This window comes from Novosphingobium olei (assembly GCF_012927405.1).
GTDB lineage: Bacteria > Pseudomonadota > Alphaproteobacteria > Sphingomonadales > Sphingomonadaceae > Novosphingobium > Novosphingobium olei.
Map to the genome: position 1 here is coordinate 739389 of NZ_JABBGM010000002.1, position 26999 is coordinate 766387.

The 26999-nt window shown below is 62.1% G+C and carries 25 protein-coding genes and 1 pseudogene; 7 read left to right on the top strand and 19 right to left on the bottom strand.

What is annotated here, in order from left to right; translation table 11 throughout:
• Window position 1: 1 nt before the first annotated feature.
• Complete coding sequence (locus HHL27_RS07490; RefSeq protein WP_420874031.1) at window positions 2-727, bottom strand: AcvB/VirJ family lysyl-phosphatidylglycerol hydrolase; 726 nt, start codon at window positions 725-727, stop codon at window positions 2-4.
• A gap of 238 nt (window positions 728-965) precedes the next feature.
• Between HHL27_RS07490 and HHL27_RS07495 the strand changes: the two genes are divergently transcribed.
• The 4 genes from HHL27_RS07495 to HHL27_RS07510 all read left to right on the top strand — a co-directional run bounded on the left by HHL27_RS07495 (window position 966) and on the right by HHL27_RS07510 (window position 6621).
• Window positions 966-2165, top strand: coding sequence for an acyl-CoA dehydrogenase family protein (locus tag HHL27_RS07495; protein WP_169492722.1), 1200 nt, complete (start codon window positions 966-968; stop codon window positions 2163-2165).
• Window positions 2166-2207: 42 nt separating this feature from the next.
• The gene (locus HHL27_RS07500) at window positions 2208-3338 is read left to right on the top strand and encodes an acyl-CoA dehydrogenase family protein (RefSeq protein WP_169492723.1); all 1131 of its coding nucleotides are present in this window, start codon (window positions 2208-2210) and stop codon (window positions 3336-3338) included.
• Between the two features lie 81 nt (window positions 3339-3419).
• Window positions 3420-5357 carry an alkyl/aryl-sulfatase gene (locus tag HHL27_RS07505; RefSeq protein WP_206069430.1) on the top strand — a complete coding sequence of 646 codons (1938 nt, stop codon included), beginning with the start codon at window positions 3420-3422 and terminating at the stop codon, window positions 5355-5357.
• A gap of 10 nt (window positions 5358-5367) precedes the next feature.
• Entirely contained in the window at window positions 5368-6621 is a 1254-nt protein-coding gene (locus HHL27_RS07510; RefSeq protein WP_169492724.1) for an acetyl-CoA C-acetyltransferase, read from the top strand.
• Here the strand turns inward: HHL27_RS07510 and HHL27_RS07515 are convergent.
• From HHL27_RS07515 to folE, 3 genes are read right to left on the bottom strand one after another with little or no spacing between them, the layout of a single operon-like run.
• Window positions 6618-7058, bottom strand: coding sequence for a DUF3429 domain-containing protein (locus HHL27_RS07515; RefSeq protein ID WP_169492725.1), 441 nt, complete (start codon window positions 7056-7058; stop codon window positions 6618-6620). The two genes, HHL27_RS07510 and HHL27_RS07515, sit on opposite strands and share 4 nt — an antisense overlap.
• The gene (locus HHL27_RS07520) at window positions 7055-8035 is read right to left on the bottom strand and encodes an FAD-dependent oxidoreductase (protein ID WP_169492726.1); all 981 of its coding nucleotides are present in this window, start codon (window positions 8033-8035) and stop codon (window positions 7055-7057) included. Before HHL27_RS07520 ends, HHL27_RS07515 begins: the two co-directional genes overlap by 4 nt.
• Before the next feature lie 37 nt (window positions 8036-8072).
• A complete protein-coding gene (gene folE, locus HHL27_RS07525) occupies window positions 8073-8714 on the bottom strand; it encodes a GTP cyclohydrolase I FolE (protein WP_169492839.1) in 642 nt (213 codons plus the stop codon).
• Window positions 8715-8865: 151 nt separating this feature from the next.
• Between folE and HHL27_RS07530 the strand changes: the two genes are divergently transcribed.
• Window positions 8866-9450 carry a PAS domain-containing protein gene (locus HHL27_RS07530; RefSeq protein ID WP_240959460.1) on the top strand — a complete coding sequence of 195 codons (585 nt, stop codon included), beginning with the start codon at window positions 8866-8868 and terminating at the stop codon, window positions 9448-9450.
• Window positions 9451-9801: 351 nt separating this feature from the next.
• On the opposite strand, the gene HHL27_RS07540 is transcribed toward HHL27_RS07530, so the two are convergent.
• Window positions 9802-11664: an AMP-binding protein gene (locus tag HHL27_RS07540; RefSeq protein ID WP_169492728.1), complete on the bottom strand. Its 1863-nt coding sequence runs from the start codon at window positions 11662-11664 to the stop codon at window positions 9802-9804.
• 146 nt (window positions 11665-11810) lie between these two features.
• On the opposite strand from HHL27_RS07540, the gene HHL27_RS07545 reads away from it, so the two are divergent.
• On the top strand, window positions 11811-12542 hold the full coding sequence (locus HHL27_RS07545) for an enoyl-CoA hydratase/isomerase family protein (RefSeq protein ID WP_338114845.1): 732 nt from the start codon (window positions 11811-11813) through the stop codon (window positions 12540-12542).
• Window positions 12543-12560: 18 nt separating this feature from the next.
• Here HHL27_RS07545 and HHL27_RS07550 read toward each other — a convergent pair whose 3' ends face one another.
• The 5 genes from HHL27_RS07550 to HHL27_RS07570 form a co-directional block, all read right to left on the bottom strand.
• Window positions 12561-14066, bottom strand: coding sequence for a DHA2 family efflux MFS transporter permease subunit (locus HHL27_RS07550; RefSeq protein ID WP_169492729.1), 1506 nt, complete (start codon window positions 14064-14066; stop codon window positions 12561-12563).
• Between the two features lie 5 nt (window positions 14067-14071).
• Window positions 14072-15229, bottom strand: a complete 1158-nt coding sequence (locus HHL27_RS07555) for an HlyD family secretion protein (protein WP_169492730.1) — start codon at window positions 15227-15229, stop codon at window positions 14072-14074.
• Window positions 15230-15249: 20 nt separating this feature from the next.
• The gene (locus HHL27_RS07560; protein ID WP_169492731.1) at window positions 15250-16686 is read right to left on the bottom strand and encodes an efflux transporter outer membrane subunit; all 1437 of its coding nucleotides are present in this window, start codon (window positions 16684-16686) and stop codon (window positions 15250-15252) included.
• Between the two features lie 269 nt (window positions 16687-16955).
• Window positions 16956-18146 carry a methyl-accepting chemotaxis protein gene (locus HHL27_RS07565; RefSeq protein WP_169492732.1) on the bottom strand — a complete coding sequence of 397 codons (1191 nt, stop codon included), beginning with the start codon at window positions 18144-18146 and terminating at the stop codon, window positions 16956-16958.
• 12 nt (window positions 18147-18158) lie between these two features.
• Window positions 18159-18530 (bottom strand): response regulator, encoded by a 372-nt coding sequence (locus HHL27_RS07570; protein ID WP_169492733.1) that lies wholly within the window; start codon window positions 18528-18530, stop codon window positions 18159-18161.
• A 303-nt stretch (window positions 18531-18833) separates the two neighbouring features.
• On the opposite strand from HHL27_RS07570, the gene HHL27_RS07575 reads away from it, so the two are divergent.
• Window positions 18834-19760, top strand: coding sequence for a MerR family transcriptional regulator (locus HHL27_RS07575; RefSeq protein WP_169492734.1), 927 nt, complete (start codon window positions 18834-18836; stop codon window positions 19758-19760).
• A gap of 4 nt (window positions 19761-19764) precedes the next feature.
• Here HHL27_RS07575 and HHL27_RS07580 read toward each other — a convergent pair whose 3' ends face one another.
• The 9 genes and pseudogenes from HHL27_RS07580 to cheB form a co-directional block, all read right to left on the bottom strand.
• The gene (locus HHL27_RS07580; RefSeq protein WP_169492735.1) at window positions 19765-20775 is read right to left on the bottom strand and encodes a methyl-accepting chemotaxis protein; all 1011 of its coding nucleotides are present in this window, start codon (window positions 20773-20775) and stop codon (window positions 19765-19767) included.
• A gap of 128 nt (window positions 20776-20903) precedes the next feature.
• On the bottom strand, window positions 20904-21275 hold the full coding sequence (locus HHL27_RS07585) for a response regulator (RefSeq protein ID WP_169492736.1): 372 nt from the start codon (window positions 21273-21275) through the stop codon (window positions 20904-20906).
• Complete coding sequence (locus HHL27_RS22195; protein WP_206069436.1) at window positions 21272-21646, bottom strand: hypothetical protein; 375 nt, start codon at window positions 21644-21646, stop codon at window positions 21272-21274. The genes HHL27_RS07585 and HHL27_RS22195 overlap by 4 nt, the downstream gene beginning before the upstream one ends.
• The gene (locus tag HHL27_RS07595) at window positions 21646-23550 is read right to left on the bottom strand and encodes a chemotaxis protein CheA (RefSeq protein WP_240959461.1); all 1905 of its coding nucleotides are present in this window, start codon (window positions 23548-23550) and stop codon (window positions 21646-21648) included. The genes HHL27_RS22195 and HHL27_RS07595 overlap by 1 nt, the downstream gene beginning before the upstream one ends.
• Window positions 23551-23604: 54 nt before the next feature.
• Window positions 23605-23943 (bottom strand): annotated as a pseudogene (locus HHL27_RS22865) (Hpt domain-containing protein); the annotation flags it as partial.
• Complete coding sequence (locus HHL27_RS07600) at window positions 23934-24374, bottom strand: response regulator (RefSeq protein WP_206069437.1); 441 nt, start codon at window positions 24372-24374, stop codon at window positions 23934-23936. The gene HHL27_RS07600 and the pseudogene HHL27_RS22865, both read right to left, overlap by 10 nt.
• Complete coding sequence (locus tag HHL27_RS07605) at window positions 24371-25237, bottom strand: CheR family methyltransferase (RefSeq protein WP_338114847.1); 867 nt, start codon at window positions 25235-25237, stop codon at window positions 24371-24373. Before HHL27_RS07605 ends, HHL27_RS07600 begins: the two co-directional genes overlap by 4 nt.
• A 3-nt stretch (window positions 25238-25240) precedes the next feature.
• Complete coding sequence (locus HHL27_RS07610) at window positions 25241-25846, bottom strand: HEAT repeat domain-containing protein (protein ID WP_169492738.1); 606 nt, start codon at window positions 25844-25846, stop codon at window positions 25241-25243.
• The gene (cheB, locus tag HHL27_RS07615; RefSeq protein ID WP_169492739.1) at window positions 25834-26952 is read right to left on the bottom strand and encodes a chemotaxis-specific protein-glutamate methyltransferase CheB; all 1119 of its coding nucleotides are present in this window, start codon (window positions 26950-26952) and stop codon (window positions 25834-25836) included. The genes HHL27_RS07610 and cheB overlap by 13 nt, the downstream gene beginning before the upstream one ends.
• Between the last annotated feature and the right edge of the window lie 47 nt (window positions 26953-26999).

Consider the following 26999-nt stretch of genomic DNA (forward strand, 5'->3'; position numbering starts at 1 on the left):
CTCAATCCATGGGTTTGGGTGGAAAAAGGGCAGAATCGGCGACTCTTCTGGCGAGCTCGCCATAGTGGCGCAGCATGAGGTGGCCGTCGTCGATGCCGACGATGTTAGCGTTGGAAAGCTCAGGCTGGCGGCAGAGCGTTTCGCTTTCGCGCAGGCCATAAATGCAGGTGACGGGCAAACCGCGGAGCAGTCGCGCCGTGCGGCGGGGGTCGCTGTCGGGTCTGCCGAGGTAGGTCAGTCCGCTGGGATTTGCCTGGAAGTAGACATCGGTCCCCGGAACGACGAGCACCACCGACGCGATCTTTGCGCGCAAGTCGGGAGGAAGGCTGCCGACGCCGGTGCCAAGCACATCCGCACCGAAAGAACTGCCGACAAGAGCGAGCCTGTGCACACCGGGCCGGGCCAGCGCCTGCCGCATCGCATCGGAAACCAGCGCATCGACATAGGCACGGTCGCGACCGCGGCCGAACAAGCCCGAGGAATTGATTGCGAGCACCGGAAGGCCCCGCTTGCGCAGCTCTTCCACCGCACCTTCGCCGGCTCCCACGCGCAGGCCCATGTCACCCGACAGAAAGACGACCGCTTCGTCGCCATGTACGGGACCTGCGGGATCGAGGTATGCGATCGGTTGTGCGTCGAAGTAACCTCCGACAGCCAGGGTCGACAGCGCCAGCGCCGGGACGGCTGCGATTCCGGCAAGGATCCGGCGGGGAGGTCTTACGCGCAAAGGCATGCTTCCGGCTTAGAATCCTGATGCCTTCGCGGCAGTGAGGGAGGGATTAAATTCGCGTCATGAAAAATCTTGGAGAGGCGGACGTTAGGGAATGCTGGAGCCGCGTGACGGCCGGGGCATGCCCTCGGGGTCAGTTGCGTGTCGCCACCTTTCCACGGCGGATTTTCGTGATATTCAATGCTCGATTAAACAACGCCGTCCGGTCAGGGACGGTACGAGCAGGAGAGCCGCTGTGGACCTGGAATTCAGCCCTGAGGAGATCGCCTTCCGCGACGAAGTTCGCGCCTTCATTGCCGAGAACTATCCGGCCGAGTTGCGTGGCAAGCAGGATGAAGGCGACGACCTGACCAAGGAGGACTTCCTTTCGTGGCACCGCGTGCTTGCCAAGAAGGGCTGGATCGCGCCCGCATGGCCGGTCGAATACGGTGGCCCGGGCTGGACCGCGACGCAGCGCTACATCTGGTCGGAAGAAACGGCGCGCGCAGACTGCATTCGCATCATGCCGTTCGGCATCACCATGGTGGGACCGGTGATTTACACCTTCGGCACACCGGAGCAGAAGGCCCGCTTCCTGCCGGGCATCCTTTCGGGCGATGACTGGTGGTGCCAGGGTTATTCGGAGCCAGGCGCGGGATCGGACCTAGCTTCGCTGCGCACCCGCGCGGTGCTGAGCGATGACGGCACACACTACATCGTCAACGGTCAGAAGACCTGGACGACGATGGCGCAGCATGCGGACTGGGGCTTCTTCCTCGTCCGCACCAATCCTGATGCCAAGCAGCAGGAAGGCATCAGCTTCCTGCTCATCGACATGAAGACGCCCGGCATCACCGTCCGTCCGATCATCACGCTGGGTGGCGAGCACGAAGTGAACGAGGTTTTCCTCGAGGATGTGAAGGTCCCGGTCGAAAACCGGATCTATGAAGAGAACAAGGGCTGGACTTGCGCCAAGTTCCTTCTCGCCCACGAACGTGCTGGAATTGCCGGTGTGGCCGCATCCAAGCGCGGGATCGAGAAGATCCGCGATATCGCCAGCACCGAGATGGATGGCGACCGACCGCTGCTTTCCAACCCGTTCTATCGCCGCAAGGTGGCCGAGCTGGAAATGGATCTTACGGCGCTCGAGTTCACCGAACTGCGCACGCTCGCCAACGAGGCGGCGGGCAGGGACGCCGGGGCCGCGGCCAACGTGCTGAAGATCAAGGGATCGGAAATCCAGCAGCGGATCACCGAACTCGTGCTCGAGGCAGCGGGCCACTACGGCGCGCCTTATTTCCGTGGCTTCGGCGAAGGTGACAACGAGCATCCGATCGGACCCGAATGGGCCAATCGTGCCGCGCCGAGCTACTACAACATGCGCAAGACCACGATCTATGGTGGGTCGAACGAAGTTCAGCGCAACATCATCGCGAAAATGGTCCTCGGCCTCTGAGCTGAACGCCAGACACAGAGACCGGACGAGGGGATTACTAGAATGGACCTGAGCTTTACCGAAACGCAGGACATGCTGCGCGAAACGCTGGCGCGCTTCCTGGCCGATACGTATGACTTCGAAACCCGCAAGAAGATGCTGGCACGGCCCGAAGGCCGGGATCCCGGAATCTGGAACGCGCTGGCGACCGAGATGGGAATCCTGTCCGCGCCGTTCGCCGAGGAGCACGGCGGCATGGGCGGCGGCGCGATCGAGAACATGATCGTGATGGAGGAGCTGGGCAAGGTTATTGCGATCGAGCCCTACCTTCAGACCGTCGTCATCGGCGGCAATGCCCTGAAGTATGCAGGTGGCGCGCATGCCGACGCGCTTATTCCGCAAATCATCGGCGGCGAAGCGATCTTCGCGTTCGCTTATGCCGAGCCCAAGGGGCGCTACGATCTGGCGCGCATCGAGACGACCGCGAAGAAGGATGGCGCTGGATATGTGCTCAATGGGCACAAGGCAGTGGTCTATGCAGCCCCGTGGGCCACGCATCTGCTGGTGACGGCCCGGACCGGTGGTTCTGGCCCTGATCGTGAGGGCGTCGAGCTGTTTCTGGTCGATGCAAAGGCTGCGGGAATCACTCGTCGTGATTACCCAACCGTCGATGGCTTCATGGCAAGCGAAGTCTATTTCGAAAACGTCGCCATCGGGGGCGATGCGTTGTTGCCAGGCGGGCTCGACTTGATCGAGCGTCTGGTGGACGACGCCACGATGGCGGTTTGCGCTGAAGGCTTGGGCGCCGGTCGCCGGCATCACGAACTGACGCTTGCCTACACGAAGGAGCGCAAGCAGTTCGGTCAGCCGATCGGCAAGTTCCAGGCGCTGCAATTCCGGCTGGCCGACATGATGGTCGAAGCGGAGCAGATTGAATCCATGGTCCTCATGGGAACACTCAAGCTCGACTTGCCGTCAGCCGAGCGCAAGGCGGCTGTCAGCCTTGCCAAGGCCAAGGTGGCGCGTTCGCTGCGATTCATCGGCCAGAACGCGACGCAGACCCACGGTGGTATCGGCATCACCATGGAACTGGCCGCTGCGCACTACTTCAAGCGCACGACCATGATAGAGGGCCAGTTCGGAAGCCCGGATTATCATCTGGAGCGTTACGAAGCGCTGACACTGCCAGCGTGACCGCTTGGGGCAGTAATTTCAGGTAACTGGCGGGCGGGGGCGTAAGCTCCTGCCCGCTATTTCATTTGTGAGGGAGGATGGATGATGCGACCGCGTTTGGCTCTGCTGGCGTCGCTTCTGCTGGGTTCCGTTGCGCACGCTGCACCCGCCGATCCTGATGCCCCGACTGAGACGACCCGCGCCGCCAATGCAGCGGCTCTTGCTGCTGCACCGATGTCGGACAAGCGTGACGAAGACTTTGCCGGCAGAGGGTTCGTTGCAATGCGTGCCGATCCGCTCATCAAGGATAGTGACGGGCGGGTGGTTTGGAACCTCGGCCAATGGAAGTTCGCGACAGGAGCGGCGCCTGACACCGTCAATCCCAGCCTGTGGCGGCATGCCGGCCTTCTTGCGAAAAGTGGCCTGTTCAAGGTTACCGACCGTATCTGGCAAGTGCGCGGGTTCGATATCTCGAATCTCACCTTCGTCCGTGGGGAGAAGGGCTGGATCGTCATCGACACCGGCACGACCTCGGAGACGGCTGGAGCGGCATGGGCGCTCGTTGCCGAAAAACTCGGCAAGGCACCGGTCACGGCGATCATCTATACCCACAGCCACGCCGATCATTTCGGAGGCACAGGCGCATTTGTAGCGGATCTTGCTCCGGGTGCCCCAATCGTTGCGCCCAAGGGGTTCCGTGAAGCAGCCGTGTCCGAAAATGTGATTGCCGGACCTGCCATGGCACGGCGCGCGGCCTACCAATTTGGTGTGCCGCTCGATCCAGGTCCCAGAGGGACCGTCAATTCAGGGATAGGTCTGGCCGTACCGGTCGGAACACAAACGCTCGTTCCGCCGACCAAGGAGATTGAAACCACCGGCACCGAACTCGTGCTCGACGGGGTCAGGGTGCGTTTCCAGGTTACGCCTTCGACCGAGGCGCCTGCGGAAATGAACCTGGGCTTCCCGGATTGGAAGGTGGCTGACCTCGCCGAGAATGCCAATGTCAGCCAGCACAATATCCTGACGCCGCGTGGGGCGCAGATCCGCAACGCGCGCGGCTGGGCGCAAGGCCTGACGGAGGCTATCGACTTCTTCGCCGGCGCAGAGGTGATGATCACCAGCCACGGCTGGCCCCGGTTTGGCGCAGGCGAGATTGCCGATTATCTCGCCAAGCATCGTGACGCCTACGCATTTCTTCACGACCAGACCGTGCGATGGATGAACAAGGGCCTTACCGGGCCGGAGATTGCCGCACGGCTCAAGCTTCCGGCCGCGCTCGAGAAAGAGTGGTACGACCGGCCATACTATGGCTCGTTCGCGTTCAATGCGCGGGCGGTCTATCAGTACTACCTCGGCTGGTATGATGCGAACCCCGTTCACCTAGCGCCTTTGCCTGCCGAAGACGCCGCCAAGCGTTATGTCGCAGCGATCGGGGGAGCGGCAAAGGTTCGTGCGCTTGCCAAGGCTGCATTCGACAAGGGGGACTACCCCTGGGCAGCAGAGTTGCTCGACAAGGCGGTGTTTGCCGACCCGGGCGATCAGGCAGCGCGCACCTTGCTCGCCAGCAGTTATCGCCAGATGGCCTGGGGCAGCGAAAATGCCCTGTGGCGCAACATGTATCTGACCGGCGCACAGGAACTTACCACGGGAATCAAGCCGCTTGCAGGCGGAGGACGGTCGACGATAGCGACGTCGCTGCCGCCGGACGATCTGTTCGACGTCCTGGCGACCCGGCTTGATCCCGACAGGGTCGGCGATGTGTCGCTTCGTCTGGGCTTCACATTTCCCGATCGCAACGCGTCCTACACGCTCGTCGTCGCCAACGGCGTCCTTACGCATCGCCCGGGCATTGTCGGTGCACCTGATGCAACGCTAACGGTGCGGTATCCCGATCTCGTCAACGCCTTGCTGCGCGGCCAGCCTCTCGCGGCCAGGATTGCGTCAGGTGATGCAAGTTTTGCCGGGGACCCGACGGCGCTGCAGAGGTTCGTGACATATCTGGACAGGCCGGATCCGCTGTTCCCAATCGTCACGCCCTGAGGGAATTTCCATGACAGCTGCCTATATCGTCGACGCCGTTCGCACCCCGCGGGGCATCGGCAAGGCCGGGAAGGGGGCGCTTGCGCACCTCCATCCGCAAGATATTGGCGCTGCCGTGCTTCGCGCAATCCGCGACCGCAACGATCTCGATACGTCCAGGGTCGACGACATCATTTGGTCCTGCAGCCAGCAGCGCGGGAAGCAAGGTGGCGATCTTGGGCGATTGTCCGCGCTCTGGGCAGGGTATGACGTCAAGGCAAGCGCGATGACTCTCGATCGCTTCTGCGGTGGGGGCATCACTTCCGTCGGCCTTGCCGCCGGGCAGATCATGGCCGGCTTCGAAGATGTCATCATTGCCGGCGGTACGGAGATGATGAGCCATCATCAGGAAGCTGATGGCTGGGATCAGGGCACCCCTTACGCAACGCTCGGTCGTGCGCGGGGCAATTATGCGCTCTATGAACAGCATCCGATCTCCGCGGTCGGCGTGGCGGCGGATGCGATCGCAGGCATGGAAGGTATTTCGCGCGCCGACCTTGAGGCACTGGGCGTGGAAAGCCAACGCCGGGCCAAGGTTGCCATCGACGAAAAGCGCTTCGCTCGCAGCCTCGTGCCCGTGTGCAATCGCGATGGCACACTCGCACTCGACCTCGACGAGTACCCGCGTCCGGAGACCACGGCGGAAACGCTGGCAGCGCTCAAGCCCGCGTTCATTGCAGTGGAGCAGTTGGCGGCCGCACCGGATGGCACGACCATGCGGCAGATGATCGAACGCAAGTATCCCGACCTTCGGTGGGAGCCAGTTCACCATGTCGGCACAAGTTCAGGCGTCGTCGATGGCGCGGCGGCATTGCTTCTTGCCAGCGAACATGGCCTGACGGCCAATGGCTGGAAACCACGCGCCCGGATCGTCACAGCGGTGAATGAGGGCGACTGCCCTACGTTGATTCTGAATGCCCCTGTGCCAGCCGCGCGCAAGGCGCTGGCGCGAGCAGGGCTTTCGGTCGAGGACATCGACTTGTGGGAAATCAACGAAGCCTTTGCCGTGGTCACGGAAAAAGCGATCCGCGATCTGGGACTCGACCGCGATAAGGTGAATGTAAACGGCGGCTCCATAGCCTTGGGCCATCCGATCGGTGCGACGGGTTCGATCCTCATCGGCACTGCCCTCGATGAACTCGAACGCAGAGGCGGCCGCTATGCTCTCATCACGATGTGCGCATTCGGCGGGATGGCGCCTGCGTTGGTCATCGAGCGCGTCTAGGCAAACGCAAGCGCGAGCGTCAGCAGCCCGAGGCCAGTAGAGAGACGGCGCCGTAGAGCAAGCCAGCCTTGGGGAAGAGGCATTGCCTTCGCCAATCTTGCGTCGACGAACGGGCTCGCCAGCAGGCATGTGCCCAAGACAACGAGCGATGGTCCCGGCCATGGTAATCCGAAACACCATGGCAGCATGGCGGCCAGTGCGATCAGGCTCGGTGTCACTGCCAGCAGATGGTCAGGCCAACTTTGCCGATCTGCAAGCAGCGCCTGGACCCACCAGATCCCGCCGAGAAAGCTGAAGATCAGCGCTGCATAGACGCATCCTGCCGCGATTGCGGACCAATGCAGCGTTTCGGTGTGCGCCGCCACAAGTGCTGCAAGCTGCGGCAAAAGGCCGGCTACGCCAAGCCATCTGGCTGATCCTTGAACCTGCTTGCTCATGCCGATGCGCGGCTGGCGTGCTCTGCGTCCGCGGCGTGGATCGATGGCAACATGGCTTCGCCGAGGGCATTGCCGGATAGCCACGCATTTTCGACTCTCGGTCCTAGTAACCAATCGCCGCATGCGCCGAGGGCGAGAGCAGGGTTCCACAAGAAGCGCTTATTGGCGTTGCCTGAGCGCGCATATCGCCAACGGTGGGCGGCGGCGTGGATCGGAGCGGGTATTTCGCATCCGATTGCCGCTGCGAATTCGGCCAGCAGAAGCGGTGCAATCTCGTCGGCCGATTTCTCGAGGTGCGAGGTGCTCCAGCGAGTATCAGCCTGGACGATCCAGGACTCCGGGCCACCCCGCCCGGGTTTGCCGCTGTTGCGCGCGGCCCATCCGATTGCGCCTCTGCTTCGGATCACTGATGGCGCGTCGATTGCTTGGGGCAAAACGTACATGCCGGCCCAGCAAGGTTCGGATTTGCACGAGGCTGCGACGCGGCCGAATGTGAAATCGCACATTCCGAGCAACGCAGCGGCCTGCTCTGCGGGGAGCGCGACAACCGCGATGTCGAAGGGGCCTTCCGTTTCTTCTTCCAACCGAACGTACCAGCCATCCCCCTTTCGGACCATCGCACGGACCAACGCGCCCTGACGTACGTGATGCGATCTGGCAATGTGGCGTGGCAGGGCGCTCATACCCGGGCGAGCAACCCAGGCATGATCTCCGGCCTCGGGCCATCGTGTTACCACACCTTCGGCCGCCCAGTTTACGACGCGATTGAGGAAGCGATCCTCGCGAGCCGTGAAGTATTGCGCGCCATGGTCAAAGGCAGCTTGACCAATGGAAGTGTCTACTCGGCGCGTGGACATCCGACCACCAGGAGCGCGGCCCTTGTCGAGCAAGGTGACCAATGCTCCGGCGGAGGCCAGAACCTCCGCACAGGCAAGACCGGCCATCCCGGCCCCGACGATCACGATACGCGAAGACACAAAATAATTCCCGTTTGCGAGTGAAGGGCTGTCGAGTTCAGGGACGGCCCATCAGGCTCAGCACTTCGCGACGGCTGCGAGGATCATCGAGGAACACGCCGAGCATGCGGCTCGTCACCATGTTCACCCCGTGCGTGCGAACGCCGCGTCCCGTCATGCATCCGTGCTGTGCTTCGATCACCACCGCCACGCCGCGGGGGTGCAGGTGATCCTGGATACACTGTGCCACTTCGGCCGTAAGCCTTTCCTGCACCTGCAAGCGCTGCGCAAATCCGTTCAGCACGCGGGCCAGCTTCGAAATCCCGACGACCCGCTCATTGGGTAGGTAGGCGATTGATGCAGTGCCGGTGATCGGCGCCAGATGATGTTCGCAGTGCGACTGGAACGGAATGTTCTTGAGAAGCACGACCTCGTCGTAGCCGCCTACTTCCTCGAACGTGCGGGAAAGATGCAGGCCCGGGTCCATTTCGTAACCGCTGCAGTATTCCTTCCAGGCTCGCGCCACGCGCTTGGGCGTATCGAGCAGGCCTTCGCGCTGCGGGTCGTCGCCCGACCATTCGAGCAAGGTGCGGACGGCGGCCAGAACGTGATCGGGGACAGGGATCTTCCCTTCTTCAAGCACATCGTGGTCATGGTCGTGCTCGTGGTCGTCGCCGACCGGGCAAAGGTTACGTACCATCACGTTCATGGCTAATGCTTTCGCTTGTTGAGCCATCGAGATGGCACCGCCCCCCCTCAGTCGATACCTGCACATAGGGGAACAGCCCTTGCAAACTGCACTTCAGGGAAGACATTGGACAAGTTCGATCGAAGCGGTATGGAAATGTGAGATGCCAATTGCAGACATGATCGAAGCGGGCTCAGTCGCCGCCGTTATCAGCAACCCGCGGTTGCCGGATAATCCTATCGTTGCCTGCAATGAGGCGTTCTGTCGCCTCACCGGCTATTCCAAGGACGAGATTGTCGGCAGAAACTGCCGGTTCCTGCGCGGCACGGATACGGAGCCTGAATTGGCGCAGCAATTGCGCGAGAATATTCACGCGCGCCAACCGGTCATGGTCGAGATCCTGAATTACAAGAAGGACGGCACGCCTTTCCGCAACGCCGTCATGGTGGCGCCGATCTTCGATGCCGATGGCGAGGTGGAGTATTTCCTCGGCTCCCAAGTCGAGGTCGTGGATGACAATACGCCTCCAGTTCGGCGCCAGGCCGCACTCGACAAGATTGGCGGGCTCACCAGCCGCCAGCGCGAGATCCTGCTGATGATGGCGGCAGGAAAACTCAACAAGCAGATCGCTTGGGAACTCTCCCTGAGTGAGAGGACGATCAAGATGCATCGCGCGGCCATGTTCAAGGCATTGGGCGTCAGGACGAGTGCCGACGCAATCCGTGTCGCAGTCGAGGCTGGGCTATAATTTTTCTGTAAATAAGTCTTTCAAACACTTGAATAAATTATGGTGCCACTTAGACGCCCTCGTGTATTCAAGCATGAGGTTGCGCATCCGGTGGCGCTCGTAAGTTCGCTTTGCATCGGGTGGATCGCGGTCACCTCGATCGTCTACTGGCTATCCGTGCGGCAATCGGCACGGGCGCGTCTTTGCCTGCTTGCCTTCAGTGGGCTTGCAGGTTTGGCGGGCTATGGACTGTCCAAAATGCTTTTCGAGTACCAGGGTGTGTCAGCGATCGTCTGTGCGATCGTCTACACGGTCGTCGCAGAGGTGATCGTGCTGGTTCTGACAGCAAGATCACGCACACGCGGCGCGTGATCATCCCAGATCTAGAACACTTTCAGATTCCGTCGGGTTGTAAAGCCGTGCGACATCGTCGGCGCGTCGCGTCAACGCGGCACGCTGATTGACATAGCCTTTGTCGGTAATTTCGCCGCCGTCGATGGATGGTGGCTCGCGTAGCACGATCGCGCGTTTGACCCGACGCGAAGATCCGCCGGCCGTGGCGTTGTGGGCATGGAGCTTCTCTCGCACACGCTCGCTCAGGATGGTCAAGGCGTCGGCGCCGGGTACCTCCTGCTCGATATCGGCGAGGGCAGCGGCCGAAGGCCAGGCCAGAATGCCGATATACGGCTGGTCCTGTCCGGCAACGACAAGATCCTGGATGTATGGCGCGCAGGCGGCGATCAGATCGGGGCGCAGCGTTCCGACCGAAACCCACGTACCGCTATCAAGCTTGAAGTCTTCGGTAATACGCCCATCGAACACCAGTCCCTGCGCCGGATCATCGGGATCCACGAACTTCGCGGCGTCTCCCAGCTTGTAGAAACCCTCGTCGTCGAAAGCGTCGGCAGTCCGTACCGGGTCCTTGTGATAGCCGCTTGTCACCGTTGGACCCTTGACGCGGACTTCCATCTTGTCGCCACTGGGGACGAGCTTCAGCGTTGTGCCGGGGAGCGGCAAACCGATAAGACCGACCCGCTCGGTTGCCCAGTGGACGACCGTTATGCCCTGGGTTTCGGTGGCGCCGTACATCGTGGTCATCGGAATGCGGTGGCCGGTTTCGGCGATGGCAAGCGCTTGCATCCGTTCGTTGACATCGCTCGAGAGCGTGGCCCCGCCGTATCCCATGAAGATAAGGTTCTTGAAGAACGATTTGCGCAGCTTTTCGTCCTTCTCCATGGCTTCGGCCAGCATCGCAAAGGCGATCGGAGCGGAGCCGAATACGAGCGGCGAAACGTCGTAAAGGTTCTTGATCGTTGTCTCGAACAAGCCCGGTACGGGTTTTCCTTCATCAAGAAAAAGCGTTCCGCCTGCGTGCAGGTTGCCATTGAAGGCGATGTTTCCGGCAGAGATATGGCTCCAGGGCATCCACTCGAGGGATTGCGGTGGATCGCGCTCCATCCCGTCGTCGACCCGTAGCCCTTCTGATGCTGCGACGACGTGCGTCATCATACCATGGGTTTGCGGCACGCATTTCGGCATGCCGGTCGAGCCCGAGGTGAAGAGGTACTTGCCGATACTCTGATGGTCCACGGTGTCGAGAGCGTCCTGCACGGCTGCCGTTGGCAACGGCGAAGCAAGTTCGGCAAAGCCCACCGAGTCATTTGCCCCGTCCACCGAAACGCAAAGGATCGTCGGATCCAGATCTCGGAGGGTCCGGAATGCTCGCGCATATTGTTCCGAATCCTGCGCGAACACAATTTTCGGGCGAAGTGTCTCGAAGGCATGTTTCAGCTTAGCATGGTCGTTCGACACGAGGCTGTGTGCCGGGCTGATCGGCGAAACGGGAACGCCAGCGGTGTAGCCTCCCAGCATGAGGAGGCCGTGCTCGATCGAGTTGGACGAGAGGATAAGCACGCAGTCATCGCTATTTAGGCCCCGATCGATCAAGCCTTGGGCGATCCCGTCCACGATGCGTTTCGCTTCACCATAGGTAACGCCGCGCCAGGGTCCATGAAGTGGCTCGCGCTGCATCAGGAATTTGCGCTCGGGATGATCGGCGGCGTGCTGGGCAAACAGATGACCAATCGATCGCGCTGGCGGTGCGAGCGGATGATTGGAGCGGATCAGGATCGAGCCGTCGTCGCGGCGCTCGACAGTTACATCGGGCCCCTTCTGCGGCAGGGGCTTGAACGGAACGCTCGTAATATCGCGCACAGCATCAAGCGTGACCACCATCGATCCTCTCCCAGTCATTCAAACCATGTTTTGCAGCTTTCGAGCTTGCTCGTATATCAAGCGATAAAAGTCAATTGGTTGATCGATTAAGAAAATTGCCGCAAGCGATGAGGCGTAAGTGGGAGAGATTGGCAATGGATGACTTGGTGCTGCGCGAGGATCACGATGGATGGACCATTCTTTCCCTCAATCGTCCCGACAAGCTGAACGCGCTGACCGTCGATGTCTTCCGCGCGCTTCGGGCGCAGATAGAGTTGCTCGCAAATGACCACACCGTGCGCTGCGTCGTCTTGCGCGGAGCGGGCAAGTGCTTTTCGGCCGGGCATGATCTGGGGGACATCGCGACTGGCGAGGCGGTACCGTCACGAGGATGGCACAGCGAGACGCTGCGGATGCTTGAACGGCTGCCCCAACCGGTCATCGCTGCGGTTCATGGTCATTGCTACACCGGTGCGCTTGAAGTCGCCCTAGCGTGTGATTTCATTGTCGCGGCAGACAATGCACGCTTCGGCGATACTCACGCCAAATGGGCCCTGACTCCGATCTGGGGCATGAGCCAGCGCTTGCCGCGACGTGTCGGCGTGGCGACCGCCAAGCGGCTGATGTTCACCGCCGACATGATTGATGCCGTCGAGGCCGAGCGGATCGGATTGGCGGAATATGTCGTCCCGCTCGCCGATTTCGAGCGGGAAATTGCCGCGCTGGCCAGCCGGATCGCATCGCAGTCAGCATTTTCCCATCGCGCCAACAAGCGCCTGCTTGCCGCAACTGATGGAATGCCACTCGATGCCGGCCTGCAGTGGGAGATCCTCGAAAATGAAGGGCACGGACCTGATTTTGCCGAGCGCGTAGCGGGCTTTGGCGGAAGAAAGGGCTAGCCGTTGTCGGCGGCGCAGTCAGTGTGCCGCCGACATGTCGACCTTTGCCTTTGGCTTGGGGGCAAGCCAGATCACCGCTGCCGCGAAGGCAAAGATGCCGGCGCTCCACAGGGCAATCTTGTCGGTGGCCAGGGTCACCGCCTCCGACTGGACCAGCCTATCGAGGATTATCCGTCCTTGGGCGGCACCGTAGCTGTCGAGCACTCTTCCTGGGTGCATCACGTTGACGAGCTCTGCACGCTGCAGCCGCGTCTGGGTCTCCCAAATTGTCTGCACGATGGAGGTAGCTATCGCGCCGGACAAAGTACGCATGAAGTTCTGGATGCCGGCAGCCGATGCGGTTTGGTCTGGCCGAACCGAACCAAGTGCGAGAAGTGTCGTGCCGATGAAGAAGAACGGCATGCCGATGCCCTGCAGGAATTGGGGAAGCGACAAGGTGAAAAAGTCCATCTGCGTGACCCAGCCGGTCCGCATCAGCGATACCATCCCGAGCCAGATTACCCCGCCGCTCACCATCAGGCGAATGTCGAAACGGCTGCCGAATGCAGCAGCAACTGGAGACATCAGAACGGCCATGACGCCCACGAACGCCGTCGCATAGCCGGACCAGGTTGCGGTATATCCAAGGTTTGTCTGCAGGAAGAGCGGGATCAGCACGACTGACGAGAAGAACGCCGCGTAAGTCGAGCTTTGCGCGATAACGCCGATCGTGAAGCCGCGCTGTCGGAAAACCGACAAGTCGATGATCGGGTTGGCCTCTGTCAGTTCCCAGATGAGGAATGCGAGGAAAAACACAGCCGCGATCACGGCCAGCCAAACGATCAGGCCATTCGCGAACCAGTCAACCTCGCGTCCCTTGTCGAGCATGATCTGAAGCGCACCCACCCAGATCACGAGCAGCAACAGGCCCACGTAATCAACCGGGTTGCGCGTGGTGCCGGTCTCGTAGCGCCGCAGCAACTGCCACGCGAGCGTGACGCAGATCGCCACGACCGGCAGGTTGATGAAGAATATCCAGTGCCACGACCAATTGTCGGAAATCGTCCCGCCCAGGATCGGTCCCGCGATGGGTGCCACGACCGTGGTCATGCTCCACAGCCCCAGCGCGGCCGGCGCTTTGTCCTTCGGGAAGATCCGCAGCAAAAGGGTCTGTGACATCGGCATGATCGGCGCGCCGCAAAAGCCTTGGAAGACGCGAAAAAGGATCAATGCTTCCAGGCTGGTTGAAAGCCCGCAGAGCAGCGAGAAGATACCAAAGCCGAGCACCGCCAGCATGAACACGCGGACTTCGCCAAAGCGGGATGCAATCCACCCTGACAAGGGGACGCAAATCGCCTCCGCAACCGAATAGGAGGTGATCGCCCAAGTGCCCTGCGTAGGGGCCACCGCTAGCGCCCCCGAAATGTGCGGAACCGAGACATTGGCGATGGTGATGTCGAGCACCACCATGAAGTTGGCAAGGGCCAGTGCCGCGCCGCCAAGGATCAGCTTGAACCCGCTCAGCGATTGCGTGTCCGACGACACGGGACTCACTCCGCCTTCGTGTCGATGGTGGCCGTCATCGACAGCCCGACGCGAAGCGGGTGATCCCTGAGCTGTGCTGGATCGAGCGCGATCCGCACCGGCACACGTTGCACGACCTTGATCCAGTTGCCCGTCGCGTTCTGTGCCGGAATGACCGAAAGCGCCGAGCCGGTGCCGCCTGAAAGACCAACGACCCGGCCCTTGAAGACGACGTCCTCGCCGTAGAGATCGGAAACGAGATCCACAGGCTGGCCGGATTTGACCCCCTTCAGTTCGCCTTCCTTGAAGTTGGCATCGACATAAGCCTGCCCGACGGGGACGATGGTCATCAGCGTTGATCCCGCCTGAACCCGTTGACCGACCTGAACCGAGCGGGTCGTGATCACGCCGTCGATGGGCGCTCGGACAACCGTCCGGGCAAGGTCCAGCCTGGCCTTGTCGAGTTGCGCCTTTGCGGCGAGGACTTCGGGATTGTTTTCGACCGAAGTGCCATCGATCAGAGCTGCATTTGCGCCCTTCTGGCCTTGCGCAGATCCTCGCGCCGCCCGTGCCTGAGCGAGCCCGGCCTTGGCTGCTGCCAGTGATCCACTGGCCGACGCAAAGGCGTTGCGCGCGCTGCTCAGCTCCTCGCCTGAAACTGCCCCGTCCTTGGCAAGGGACTCGCGCCGGGTCAGGTCGATGCGGGCACGTTCCACGTCTGCCATGGCAATCCTGACCTGCGCTTCCATCTTGCTGATATCGGCGGCCCGCTCTTCCACCTGGTTACCCAGCGCGGACGCGGTCGCGAATGTCTGGCGTACGCGGCGCAAGGCCTGCGCATAGTTTGCCTCGGCTTGGGCTAGGGCGATCTTTGCATCGCTGTCGTCGATCACGACCAGCACATCGCCCCTTTTGACCATCTGCGTATCAGAAACAGCGACCGCCTTTACCGAGCCGCCGACCTGCGGAGTGACCTGAGCGGTCTCGGCTCCGACGTAGGCATTGTCTGTTTCTACGTAGCGACCACCCGTGATCCACCGGTAGGCAAGTGTGATCCCACCCACGAGCGCAAGTGCAACAAAGAAGATCGTAAACGCGCGCTTTCGCTTCGACGTGCCAAGAGCGGCATCGTGCGCGTCGCGATCTGTGGCGGGGTGGATCGAAGCAGGATCGATATCGGCCATGGAGCTCTCGACTGGATTGGTCATTGTGCAGAGAAACCGCCGCCAAGCGCGCGGATCAGTTGCACGTTGATGCTGAAGGAACGAGCCTCGGTCGCGGCCAGCTGCCGGCGTGCAGCAAGGAGCGAATCTTCGGCCGACAGAACTGAGACGTAAGCGGACAGCCCGCCTTGATACCGTCGCCGCGCCAGATCATACGCTTCGCGAGCAGCGTTCACGGCCTCCGTGGCGGCAGCAGCCTGACTTTCGATCGCTTGTTGCGAAGCAACCGCGTCGGCCACTTCATGAACTGCGCGGACGAGCGTTTCGTCATATTGGGCAACGGATTCATCGTAGTCGGCGCGGGCGATGCGATAGTTTCCTGACAGTCGGCCGCCCTCGAAGATCGGCAGGCTGAGGCTTCCGGTCGCCTGGCCAATGTCCGAACCCGACGCCGTCAGGTTGCTCAGTCCCAGCGATTGCACGCCCACCAGAGCAATCAAGTTGATGTTCGGATAGAAGGCGGCGCGCGCCACCTTGATGCGTGCGGCTGCAGCTTCGACGCGGGCCTTTGCAGCAGCAATGTCTGCCCGGCGGGCGACAAGCTCCAGCGGCAGATTGGCTGGTATGGACACAGCATGGGGCACAGTGTCCGGCGGCGCGATCGTTGCGCCCCGCTCGGGACCTGCGCCAAGGAGCGCCGCGAGCGCATTGCGGATCAGTTCGATCTGTTCATCGGCCGATGAGAGTTGGGCTTTCGCCGATGCGACCGCTGCATCCGCCTGACGCAGTTCAGCCCTTGTATCCAGCCCGTTTGCGACCCGGCGCCGGACTAGATCGGCACTTTCCTGCCGCAATCGCAAGGCATCGCGCGCCAATGCCTGATCAGCGCCGGCTCGGCCGAGATCCGCCCAGGTCGCGGCGACCGAAGTCGCCAAGGCAAGGCGGGCTGCCTCACGTTCAATCCTCGCGGCTAGCTGGTCGGCGTGTGCTGCGCGGAGGGCGGCCCGGTTCTTGCCGAAGAAGTCGATCTCGTAGGAAAGATCGAGGCTCGCTCGACCGGTCTGCTGCCAGCCCTGGGGCACGAACTGTCTTGGAAAGCCGTTGTTATAGCTCTGCTTTGACCACCCTGCGCTTCCTGATGCCGACGCCGTCGGCAATAAAGCGGCGCCCGCGGCTTGGGAGTAACCCTCGGCGCGGCGGGCCCGGGCGTCGGCGGCGGCAAGGGTGGGCGAACCGCGCAGTGCCTCGTCGATAAGGGCGGCGAGTTGCGGGTCGCCGAATTGCGACCACCAATCGGCCTTGGGGAATTCGGCTTGTCCGCCGGGACTCAGTCCGCGGGTTACCGATGGCGCTGACCGCACTTCGGGTTTCGCGCCGAGGTTGGGGACCGCCGCACAGCCGCCGAGGCACAGGGCGATCGCGGTCAGCGCGGTAGAGATGGACAGCGATTGTCCTCTGCTGGATCGCGATGTGGTCATGGGGACTCGCAAATTAGTGTACAGATCGGTCACTAATAGTGCGATGCCCGCTTGCAGCTATGGTGTCAAGCGCCTTCTGTACGGGGCGGTCACTAAATGACTGCAGTGTGCCCTGCCATGGCATTCAAGCTGGCGTGATCCATGTGGGCTTGGCGGGGAGGCACTTGGCCACGAAGCCACCGGTGCATCATCGATGCTGTCGTTTTTCGTGATGGTCAGAACGCTGGAAGCGGAAAACGCGGGTGTTGTTTTGAACGGGAAGGAGCTGATCAGAACAACTCGATCTTGGCATCGGACGGCTGTATCGCTTCCTCACCCGCCAGCACCGTGCTGTAGACGTTGCGCTGGCTCTCCATCACGTAGCCATTCCGCTGATCCTCGAGCACTTCGAGAAGCGATCGCGCCGGTGGCGCGCCGCGATTGGCGCGCGCGACGAGATCTTCCAGCGCTCGCAAGGCATTGAACACCTGCTCCAGTCTCTGCCGCATGACGTCCTGGAATTGTAGATTGCCGAGAATGTCTGACAAGGTCGTGACAATTTCCCAATGGCCAGCGTCAAGCGTCTGGATAACGCGATCCAGGTCGGAACTGCTTTCGAGTATCCGATCCTGCGCCTGGCGCAACTCGTCTACCAAGCTGTCGAGCGTTTCGAGCCCGGCCTTCTTGCTCGGCATGGCAGCCGTGATCTGGTCGTGCATGCGTTCAGAAAATGCGTTGATGTCGACGCCGACGTCATGGGCGCTTTCCGCCGTCTGCTTGGCCAGCGACCTCATTTCCGCGGCGATCAACGCAAAGGCGCTCCCCGCGCCACCGCGATGCTGCGCCTCTACTGCAGCATTGACCGATAGAAAGAAGGCCTTGTCGGCAATCTTGGTGATCATGTCGACTGTGGAGCGCAGGCCCTGGAATTCATCGGCCAGTGTCTGCAATCCTGCGAAGTTTGCCTCGATCTGCTGGTCCCTTTCGGCAAGCATGGTCGCCAAGCGAGAAACGATTTCGCCCGGGACCTCGGTCGCGCGCATGATCGTATCCGCGCCCGCCAGCGTCGCGCGGATACGGTCCCTCTGCGACTGTGATGCCCGGTCGACCGCCCGAACCTTGTCCACTACGGCCACGACGCCGTTTTCGACATCGTTCTGGATGCCTTCGATCTGGCCGCAGAGGGTTTCGACGAAGGGCTCGACTGCCTGCATGTCGGCAAGCACGGGCGGGGGGATGGCGAACGGGTCGTTAAGAAAGGCAAGCGAGGCGATCGGCGAGGCGTGTTCGACATCTGGAACCGTCTCGGCTTCGGTCGGTGCCTGTTCGTCGTTGCTCCGATCACGCATGAGCGTGACAGCAGCGCAAAGGCCGGCGGCAACCCCTGCAAGCGCCGAGGCACCGCCAAGTGCCGCCGCGATTCCGCCCACCATCACCAGAATGGCAAGGCGAGAACGCGGCAACAGCGCGATGCGGCGCATCGTCAAGATCAATCAGGCCGGGAGCACTTGCCGGATCACGCCGAGCAAGTCGGGACCGGAAATAGGTTTGACGAGCCAGCCGGTCGCACCGAGCCGGCGGCTTTCCTCGCGCTTGGTCCGCTCGCTTTCGGTGGTCAACGTCAGGATGGGCGTGAAGCGGCAGCCCGGAAGACCACGCGCGTTGCGAATGAAATCGAGCCCGCCCATGTTCGGCATGTTGATATCGGTGATGATGAGATCGGGCTTCAGGCCGGCGGACAGGGCGCTAAGCGCGCGGGCGCCATCGGCGGCCGACTCCACGCGGAAGCCATTCATCTCCAGCGTCGCGCGGACGCTCATGATCATCGTCGGGGAGTCGTCGACGATCAGGATGGTCTTGTTCATGTTCCGGATTCCCCTCATCGATGGCGGGCCAGCGCGGACGAAGCGGGTGCTTCGAGGCGCACTGTCCAACACAATTTGTCCAACTTGCGCCAAGTCCCCTTGTGGCAATCGGCGCGACCACATCCGGTGGTCGACCCACCCCCTGCGCCCGGAAGCTGAAAGGGACTATTGCGCAGCGCGCTTAAGGCGACACGAAAACGGCCTCGCGAGATTACGTAAGGGCGCTCGATTGGACAGCCGAGGTTGGACAAACGGATCGTCCCGTTCACGATTAGGTAGTGGGTCCTGGTCATGCCCGGAGGCATGGAAGATTATGCGCCTGCAACCGTTCTATCGCTGAGCGACGTCGTCGCGATGACCGGTATGGGGGGCGACCTGCTACGAGCGTGGGAGCGACGTTACGGTTTTCCCAACCCTCTGCGGGATCGGCAGGGCCGCCGCGTCTATCCTGTGACCCAAGTCGACCGGCTGCAGTTGCTATGCCAACTCGTTAACGCAGGGCACCGTCCATCGCGTATCGCTGCGCTGCCTCAGCCACAGCTCAAAGCCCTGATTCAGACCAGTCCCTTGGCCGTCACTGCCGGATCACCGCTCGTCGGCTATTCGGACATCGTCGAGCAGTTGGTCGAAGCGCTCGCGCGCAACGATCTGGACGCACTTGCCCAAGGTTTGAGGCGCGATCTGGCTTATCGAGGCGCGCGATCGTTCATCCTCGAAACCGCGGCACCGTTGACGACGGCAGTGGGCTTCGCCTGGCAAGTGGGACGGATATCGGTACATCAGGAACATGCCTTTTCGCAAATTCTGCAGCATGTCCTGCGGACTGTCGTGCTGAATGCCGGGTCTGCTGCGGGGCCGAAATTCATCCTGACCACAACGCCGGGAGAGGCACACGGCCTGGGGATCGCCATGGCCGAAGCAATGATCGCGCTCGAAGGAGGATGTTGCCTTTCGCTTGGCTTGCAGACACCGCTCGAGGAAATTGCTGCAGCTACCGTTGCGCACCAGGTGGACGTTGTCGGGTTGTCGTTTTCGGCCTTCCATGCACCGCGCAGGGCCGCCCGAACGATTGAAACACTTCGCAATCTGCTCGCGCCGACCGTTCGCTTGTGGGTGGGAGGCGGCTGTGTCGGGCTCGGTCACATTACAGGCGCCGGTGTCGAACGCTTTGCTAGCCTTGCAACGATCGGGGAAGCAGTCGGCGGCCTGCAAACAAGACGCGCCGCCTGAGCTCTTAGAACAATTCGATCTTCGGGGCGGTTGCCGCAGCTTCGCCACGGTGTGCGGCGCGCTGCTGTTCCATGACGTAGTTTTCAAGGATCGAAGCAAGGCAGTTTGCGATCGAGCTGTCGGGGGGCGCATCATCATGGATGATAGCGTTCGAGAGCGAGACGAAGTGGTCGGAAATCATCGATAGCGCTCGGCTGACCTGTTCGAGCTGCTGCCGGGCGACGTCCTGGAACTGGATCGAACCGCAAAGCGTGTTAAGCGGGGTGCGCATTTCCTCTCCGCGCTGCTGAACCTGTCCGATTAGCTCGGCTTGGAACTGGTTAAGCAGGGCCATGTGCGAAGACAGCTTTTCGAAGCTGTCCTGAAGAGCCTTGGCCTTTGCGTCGTCGGAGTGTTTCTGGCTCGAAACCTTGTTCAGAAGATCCTCTCCGACCAGACGGTCCATCTCGGTCAGTTCGACGTTCAGGTTGTTGGCGAGCGAACCGGTCTGCGTTGCCAAAGCTCGGATTTCTTCGGCGATAACGTCGAGGCCCGTATTGCTGCCCAGGCTGGCTATGCGGATACGCGCGTTGATTGCGAGAAGATCGGTATAGCGCCGGATATCCTCGATCTCGTCGAGGTGCGCACGCATCCTGTGTGACAACGCGCGCACGGTCGACAGGCTATGCCGGATTTCCGCCTGGGTTTCGCTGTGATTGCGGATCAGGTCGGCGATGACGGAACGGCCTGTAGACACGCTCAGCTGCAATGTGTCGCTCGCGTCCATCAGGGCATCGGACTGCATCGTGTCACTGACGTGCCGAACAAGCGAGGTGACGCTTCCCTCGATGTCGAGCGCCTGGCCCAGAATGTCTTCAGCAGCGCTCTGGGTCTCCGTGCAGACATTCGAGAGGTGATGCTGCATGATCTCCACGAAGCCAGCGTAGCTCTTCATCTCCTCGACCAGGGCCATCGTCTGCGGATGGATCCGGTGCAGTCGATTGTCTGGGGGATCGAGTTGGACGACGTTGCTCACGGTCAGCTCAGGCGGGATCACGACATCCAGCGGTTCCGGAGACGCGGGAAAGAGGTCGACCCGCGGCTCATCGTCGGGCGATTGCGGACCCCTTTTGCCGAAAAGGCGGGAGAAAAACGCAAGCACGGTCAGGACCCGGGAACCATGTGCTTGACGACCGCAAGCAGGTCTGTCGGTTGAACCGGCTTCACGATCCAGCCCGTTGCACCGGCGCTGCGCGCCTCCTGACGCTTGTCCAGCGAGGATTCGGTGGTCAACATGATGATCGGCGTGAATCTCGTCTGCGGAAGCTGTCGAAGGTTGCGGATCAAGTCGATCCCGCTCATCGCCGCCATGTTGAGGTCGGTAATGACGAGGTTCGGCTTGCCGCCGCCTTGCAGTGCCCGCAACGCATTTTCGCCGCTGTCAGCCTTCAGCACGCCGTAGCCGGCGCGCGTTAGGATTGCTTCCATGCTCATCAGGATCGTCGGGGAATCATCCACGATCATCACGGTCTTCATGACGGATCGGCCTTCTTGGCGCGCCGGGCGCGCGCAGGGGATTTCGGGTTTGAATTTGGGACGGGCGCGCGCGGCTTTCGGGGTTGCGCTGGTGCGGAAGTTTCCTGTTGGTTGGCGGGCATCGTGGTCGCTGGCAGGTGACCAAGCGAAGGCTTCAGCCAGCGCGCCAGCGTCGCGTCTGCCGGAGCTGAAGCAAGTCCTGGGGTCAGCGCCATCAAGGTCTGCAGGATTGCGCTGTGCATGCCTTCACATGCCGCAAGATCGACGGCGCGTGTGCGATCAGCCAGGAGCCATTCGGTAAGTTCGCCCGCTTCCTCGACGACGCACTGGCCGCTCAGCCGGGCGATCGTTCCTTCGAAGGCGATCGGCATCACAGGATCTCCTTGAGGTTGAGAACAAGCAAGACCCGGCCATCGCCCAGCACTGCGGTCCCTGAAAAGCCGCTGAGGTTCGCGAGGATGCCGGAAAACGGCTTGAGGATGATGTCCATGCCGGTGCCGAAGTCGTCGATGACCATGCCGACGGTGGCATTGCCGACGCGCAGGATCAGGACGGATTCCAGTGCGGGGCGATGCCTCTCCATTCCCAGCATGTCCCGCAGGCGCGCAATGGGGATGACCTGATCGCGCAGCACCACCGCTTCCGACGCCTTCAGGCGGCGGATGGATCCGGGCTCGATACGGACCGTCTCGACCACCAGGTCCATCGGGACGCCATAAAGCTGTCCGGCCATCTCCACTGTGAGGACGCGCGTGACCGCCATTGACAGCGGCAGCTTCAGCCGTACCGTCGTGCCTTCGCCGCTCCTGCTTTCCAGCGTCACGTGGCCGCCGAAGCGCTCTACCACGGCGCGCACTGCGTCCATGCCCACGCCACGACCGGAAAGGTCCGATACCGCCTCCGCCGTCGAAAAACCGGGCAAGAACACGAGCTGCACCGCTTGGGCGTCCGACAATTGCGTCACGCGCTCTGCATCCAGCAGGCCGCGTTCGACAGCCTTGCTGCGGACCTTGTCCGGATCGATACCGCGACCGTCGTCGATCACTTCGATCACCACGCTGTCGCCATCCTGGAATGCACGAAGCTTGAGCGTTGCGATCTCCGGCTTGCCCGCGATCGTCCGGACGCCTGCCTGCTCGATCCCATGGTCGAGACTATTGCGCAGGACGTGCGTCAACGGCTCGGCCAGCGCCTCGATGATGTTCTTGTCGGCCTCGGTGCTTTCGCCTTCGATCAGAAGGCGCACCTTCTTGTCCTGCTTGCGGGCAATATCGCGCACCAGCCTCGGAAAGCGCTTGAACAGGTCGGACACCGGCATCATCCGGATGTCCATCACCGCATTCTGCAGCTGGCGCGAAATCCGGTCGATGACCGCGTACTTGTCCTTGATCTCACGCGAAAGCTCACGGCTTCCAAAGCGCGTCTCGGCATCGCGAGCCAAAAACGGCAGCGCGTTCTTGGCAACGACGAGTTCGCCGACAAGGTTCATCAGGGTGTCAACCTTGCCCTGTTCGACCCGCAGCGTCCGTTCGCCGCTTGCCTCATGCCGCTCCAGCGCGATGTCGGATGCCGGGGTCTGCGTCAGGGCGTCGCTGCCGGCAGGTTTCATTTGCAAAAGAAGATCCGCAATGGCCCGACCCAATGCGTCCGCGTCGGCCGGACCATCGTGAAGCGGACAAGGTACGTTTTGTGAGCGGCAAAGGTTTCGCAACGTCGTTTCGATGTCGCCAACCTGGCCATGCCGTCCGGGCAGCGCGAGCGCACGCTGCTGCGCCTCCAGAAGTTCTACGGCCAGCGGATCCAGGCCGCCCCTCATGTTTTCGCAGAAAGCCTCGTCCGGTTCGGCGAGCGACTTCGTTGCGGCGACGGTCAGAGCGGTATTGTCCGGCACGTAGCGGAAGTGATGCTCGACCTCGGCCCGATTGGCATTGGAGACAATCCGGAAACGCAAGTTGCAGGCGAAGGGATCAAAGGCTTCGCCAGCGGGCCAAGGCGCCTGTATCCCGATGTCCAGCCAGATCAACCCGGGTGTCGCAAGCGCGACGCGCAAAGGGTCCTCGCCGGCGAAGAAGCATCCTTCGTCCGGAGTATATTCGACAAGCACGGCGTCATCACTGCCGTCGCTCACCGCTGAAATAGCCTCGCCACTGGTGCGCGCCCATTCCGGCAGTTGGGCGCCTTCGTTCTCCGTCTGCCCGGCAGATCTCGCCGCCAGCTCGTTCTTGCGTCCAAGGCGTGCGCGATAGATCGACGCAAAGCTGCGCGCCTCTTCCATGGCTTCGGCCGGCAGGACGCCATCGGCACGAAACATCTCGTTCCAGCGGGCTACGCGGTCCAACCCGGCAAGCAACTGGTCGGTCAGTTCCGCATCGATCGAGAGTTCGCCCTCGCGCATGGCGCCAAGCAGGTCCTCACCTGCATGCACGAGGTGAATCAGCGCGGGCAGGTCGAACAGCCCCGCGGCGCCCTTGATCGAATGGACGCAGCGGAACAGCGCATTTATCGCCTCGGCATCCTCGGGATGCCGCTCCAGATTTAGAAGAGCGCTGTTCGCCTCTTCGAGAAGCGCACGCGTCTCCTCGACGAAGCTCGCCGCGAGATCGGCTGTCTCTGCAGCTCGCGCGGCTTCCTCAGCCGGGCTAAGCGGTTGGCTGGACCTCAGGGGCATGGCACACCTGTCATCAGGTTTACGGTTGCAAGAAACCGCGTGGGGTCAATCGGCTTGGTCAGATAGAAATTGGCGCCCGACTGGTAGGCTCGGGCGATATCCTCGCGGCCCTGTTCGGTGCTCATCATGACAGCGGGAATGGTCCGCAGATCGGCGTGACGTCGCACTTCCGCGAGGAAGGCGTAACCGTCCATTTTTTGCATGTTTATGTCTACGACGAACAATTCGAAGCGCTGGTGCAGCGCTTGCTCAAGGCCCTCGAGCCCGTTGATCGCCTCGCTCACGGCATAGCCGGCGCGCTTCAGAAGTTGGGAGCAGTACAGGCGGACGGTCAGGGTGTCGTCGACGATCAGGATCCGCGCCTTTTGGGCGCCATCGGAAGTGGTCGAGTTGGCCTCGACAGGCACGCGTTCGGTAGCAGTCATGGTCATGCGAGCGGCCTCTGATGGACCAGCGCTTCGGGGAACTTGCGCGGCAGGAAGATGGGCGAAATCCGGCTCATGCTCTCGGAATGACCGAGAGCCACGAAGCCGCCGGGGTTGAGCGCGTCGAAGAAGTTTTCGGCGGTCTGGCGGCGGGAAAGGTCGTCGAAGTAGATGAGCAGGTTGCGGCAGAAGATCACGTCGATCCCGCGCATCCGCGACATCTGCACCGGGTCACTCACGTTGACGATTCCGAAGTCGATCGAATCGCGCAGGTCCTCGACGACCTGCCAGCTTTCGCTATCGACCTTGCGGAAATAGGTATCGCGCACCCGCTGGGGTACCCGGTGAAGCGCGCGTGCTTGGTAGATGCCGTTGCGGGCCTTGCCCAGAGCGCGGGTGTCGATATCCGATGCAATGATCTCGATGTCGAAATCGCTGGCCCTGGGCCAGTTTTCCAGGATCGAGATCGCGATCGAGTACGGCTCTTCGCCGGTGGAGCAGGGCACTGACCAGATGCGGATGCGTTCGCGACGCGGATCCTTGCGGTTTGCGATCTCGTCCAGCATCCGCTTGGTCAGGCAGTTGAACTGGTAGTCCTCGCGGAAGAAATAGGTCTCGTTGACCGTCATCTCGTTGATCAGCGCCTGCATCTCGGCACCGCCGGGCTGGAACTTCACCAACGAGAGATATTCACGAAAGCTGCGGCACTCGTTCGCCGCCATCCGCTCTTCAAGCCTGCGATCGATGAAATAGCGTCGGCTGGCATCCATGCTGATGCCCGTCTTCTTGTAGAAGAAGTCGCAGAACACCGTGACGTCTTCTGCGGATATCCGCGCCGCGCCAAGGTCTGGGGCTGGGAAGCTCGCCACGTTTCAGGCCTCGTGCAGGCGCTGCAGCGCGGTCTCGACCGCGAAGGCCAGGAACGGCTCGTCAGGGAACCGGGCCGCGATCGCTTCGAGAGCGGGCACGGCATCTGGCAAACCTGTTCCTCCAAGCGCTTCGGCGAGGTTGGAGCAGACGTTGGGGTCCGTCTCGCTCGCTGCGAGGCTGAGGAGCCAGGCGCCAGCGGCGCTGTCCTGAAGTTCGCCGGCCAGCAGCACGGCAAAGATACGCACGTCCGGATCTTCATCGCGGCCGAGCGGTTCGAGCAGACCGCCGGCGTGGGTGGGCATCGAGGCGAGTGTTTCCAGCGCGCCATTGCGCAGGGCGGCATCCGCGTCAGACAGCATGACGGCAACGCCGTGCGCGGCCTTCTCGGAATTGAGCGAAGCGAGCGCCAGGAAGGCAGCCTGGCGGACGAGGTTATCGCCTTCCTCGCGCAGAAGCGCGACTAGCACGCTGACGCTCTCGGGGTCGCCATGAAGAGCCTGCACGGCGCGACGGCGCAGCATCGGATCGGGATGATCGAGCCGCGGTTCTTCTGCAGCGTCTGCCGCAGCAGGGATCGCAGAGCCGGAACGCGCTTTCAGGAGGCCCATGTCATACTCCCCGTGTTGGTGCGCATCGCGCGCATCCGCGCGAACGCCACTCGTTCCAGCCGGGCCGCGATCTGCGAACCGTGTAGGATTTCGCTCGCCCCGCCGCGTTCGACCAATGCCCGCGGCATGCCGTAAACCACGCAGCTGTCTTCGCTTTCGGCGATGGTGTGGCCGCCAAGCCGCCGCAATTCGGCCAGTTCCGCCGCGCCATCGTCGCCCATCCCGGTGAGCAGGACACCGATCAGGGAATCGGGAGTCAGCGTCTTCATGGCGCTCGCGACCATGCGACTGACGCTCGGGTGCCAGGTAAACTCGCGCGATGGCGGTGTGGTGGTGGCCATCAATCGGCCACCACGCTCGACCACCAGCATGTCCGCATCGCCGCGGGCAACGTAGATCGTGCCGGCTTCCAGCTCGGTCTGGCGGCGCAGTTCCTCCACCTGCAGCGCGCAGCAGCTGTTCAGGCGTTCCGCAAAGTGGCGCGTGACCGTTCCGGGCATGTGCTGGCAGACGAGCACCGGCATCGGATAGTCCGGGCTGAGGCCACCAAGCAGGTCCTCGAGGATGGCCGGCCCGCCCGTGGAAGCGCCGATCAGCGTAAGCGCCTCGCTACCCGGGCCGTAGCTCGCCAGGTTTCGGCCGCGCAGGGGCGGCGGATTGCGCAGGATCGTTTCGCGCTTGGCGACAAGGCGCTGGCGCAGGCCATCGCTCCGTCGGACGCGCGCGCCGACGGCCGCCTTTACTTTGGCGATGATCAGGTCTTCCTGCTCTCGCAACGCGGTCGACACGGTCCCACCGGGCTTGTGCACGAAGTCTACCGCACCAAGCGCAATTGCCTCGAGCGTTGCCAGCGCGCCTTCCTCGGTTAGCGAGGAAATCATCACGACCGGAGCGGGACATTCCGACATCAGCCGGCTGAGGCAGGTGAGGCCGTCCATCTCGGGCATGTTGATGTCGAGTGTCACTACGTCTGGGCGCTCTTCGCGCGCACGCTCGAGCGCTTCAGCGCCCGTCCGTGCGGTCGTGACGGCAAAGCCGCCCCGCGTAAGAATGTCTCCGATCTGGCGGCGCATCAGCGCGGAATCGTCAACGACTAAGGCTTTCATCGCGGCAGTCTCGTAACCTTTGGCCTCTCTCTTCCTGGGGGTGCTGG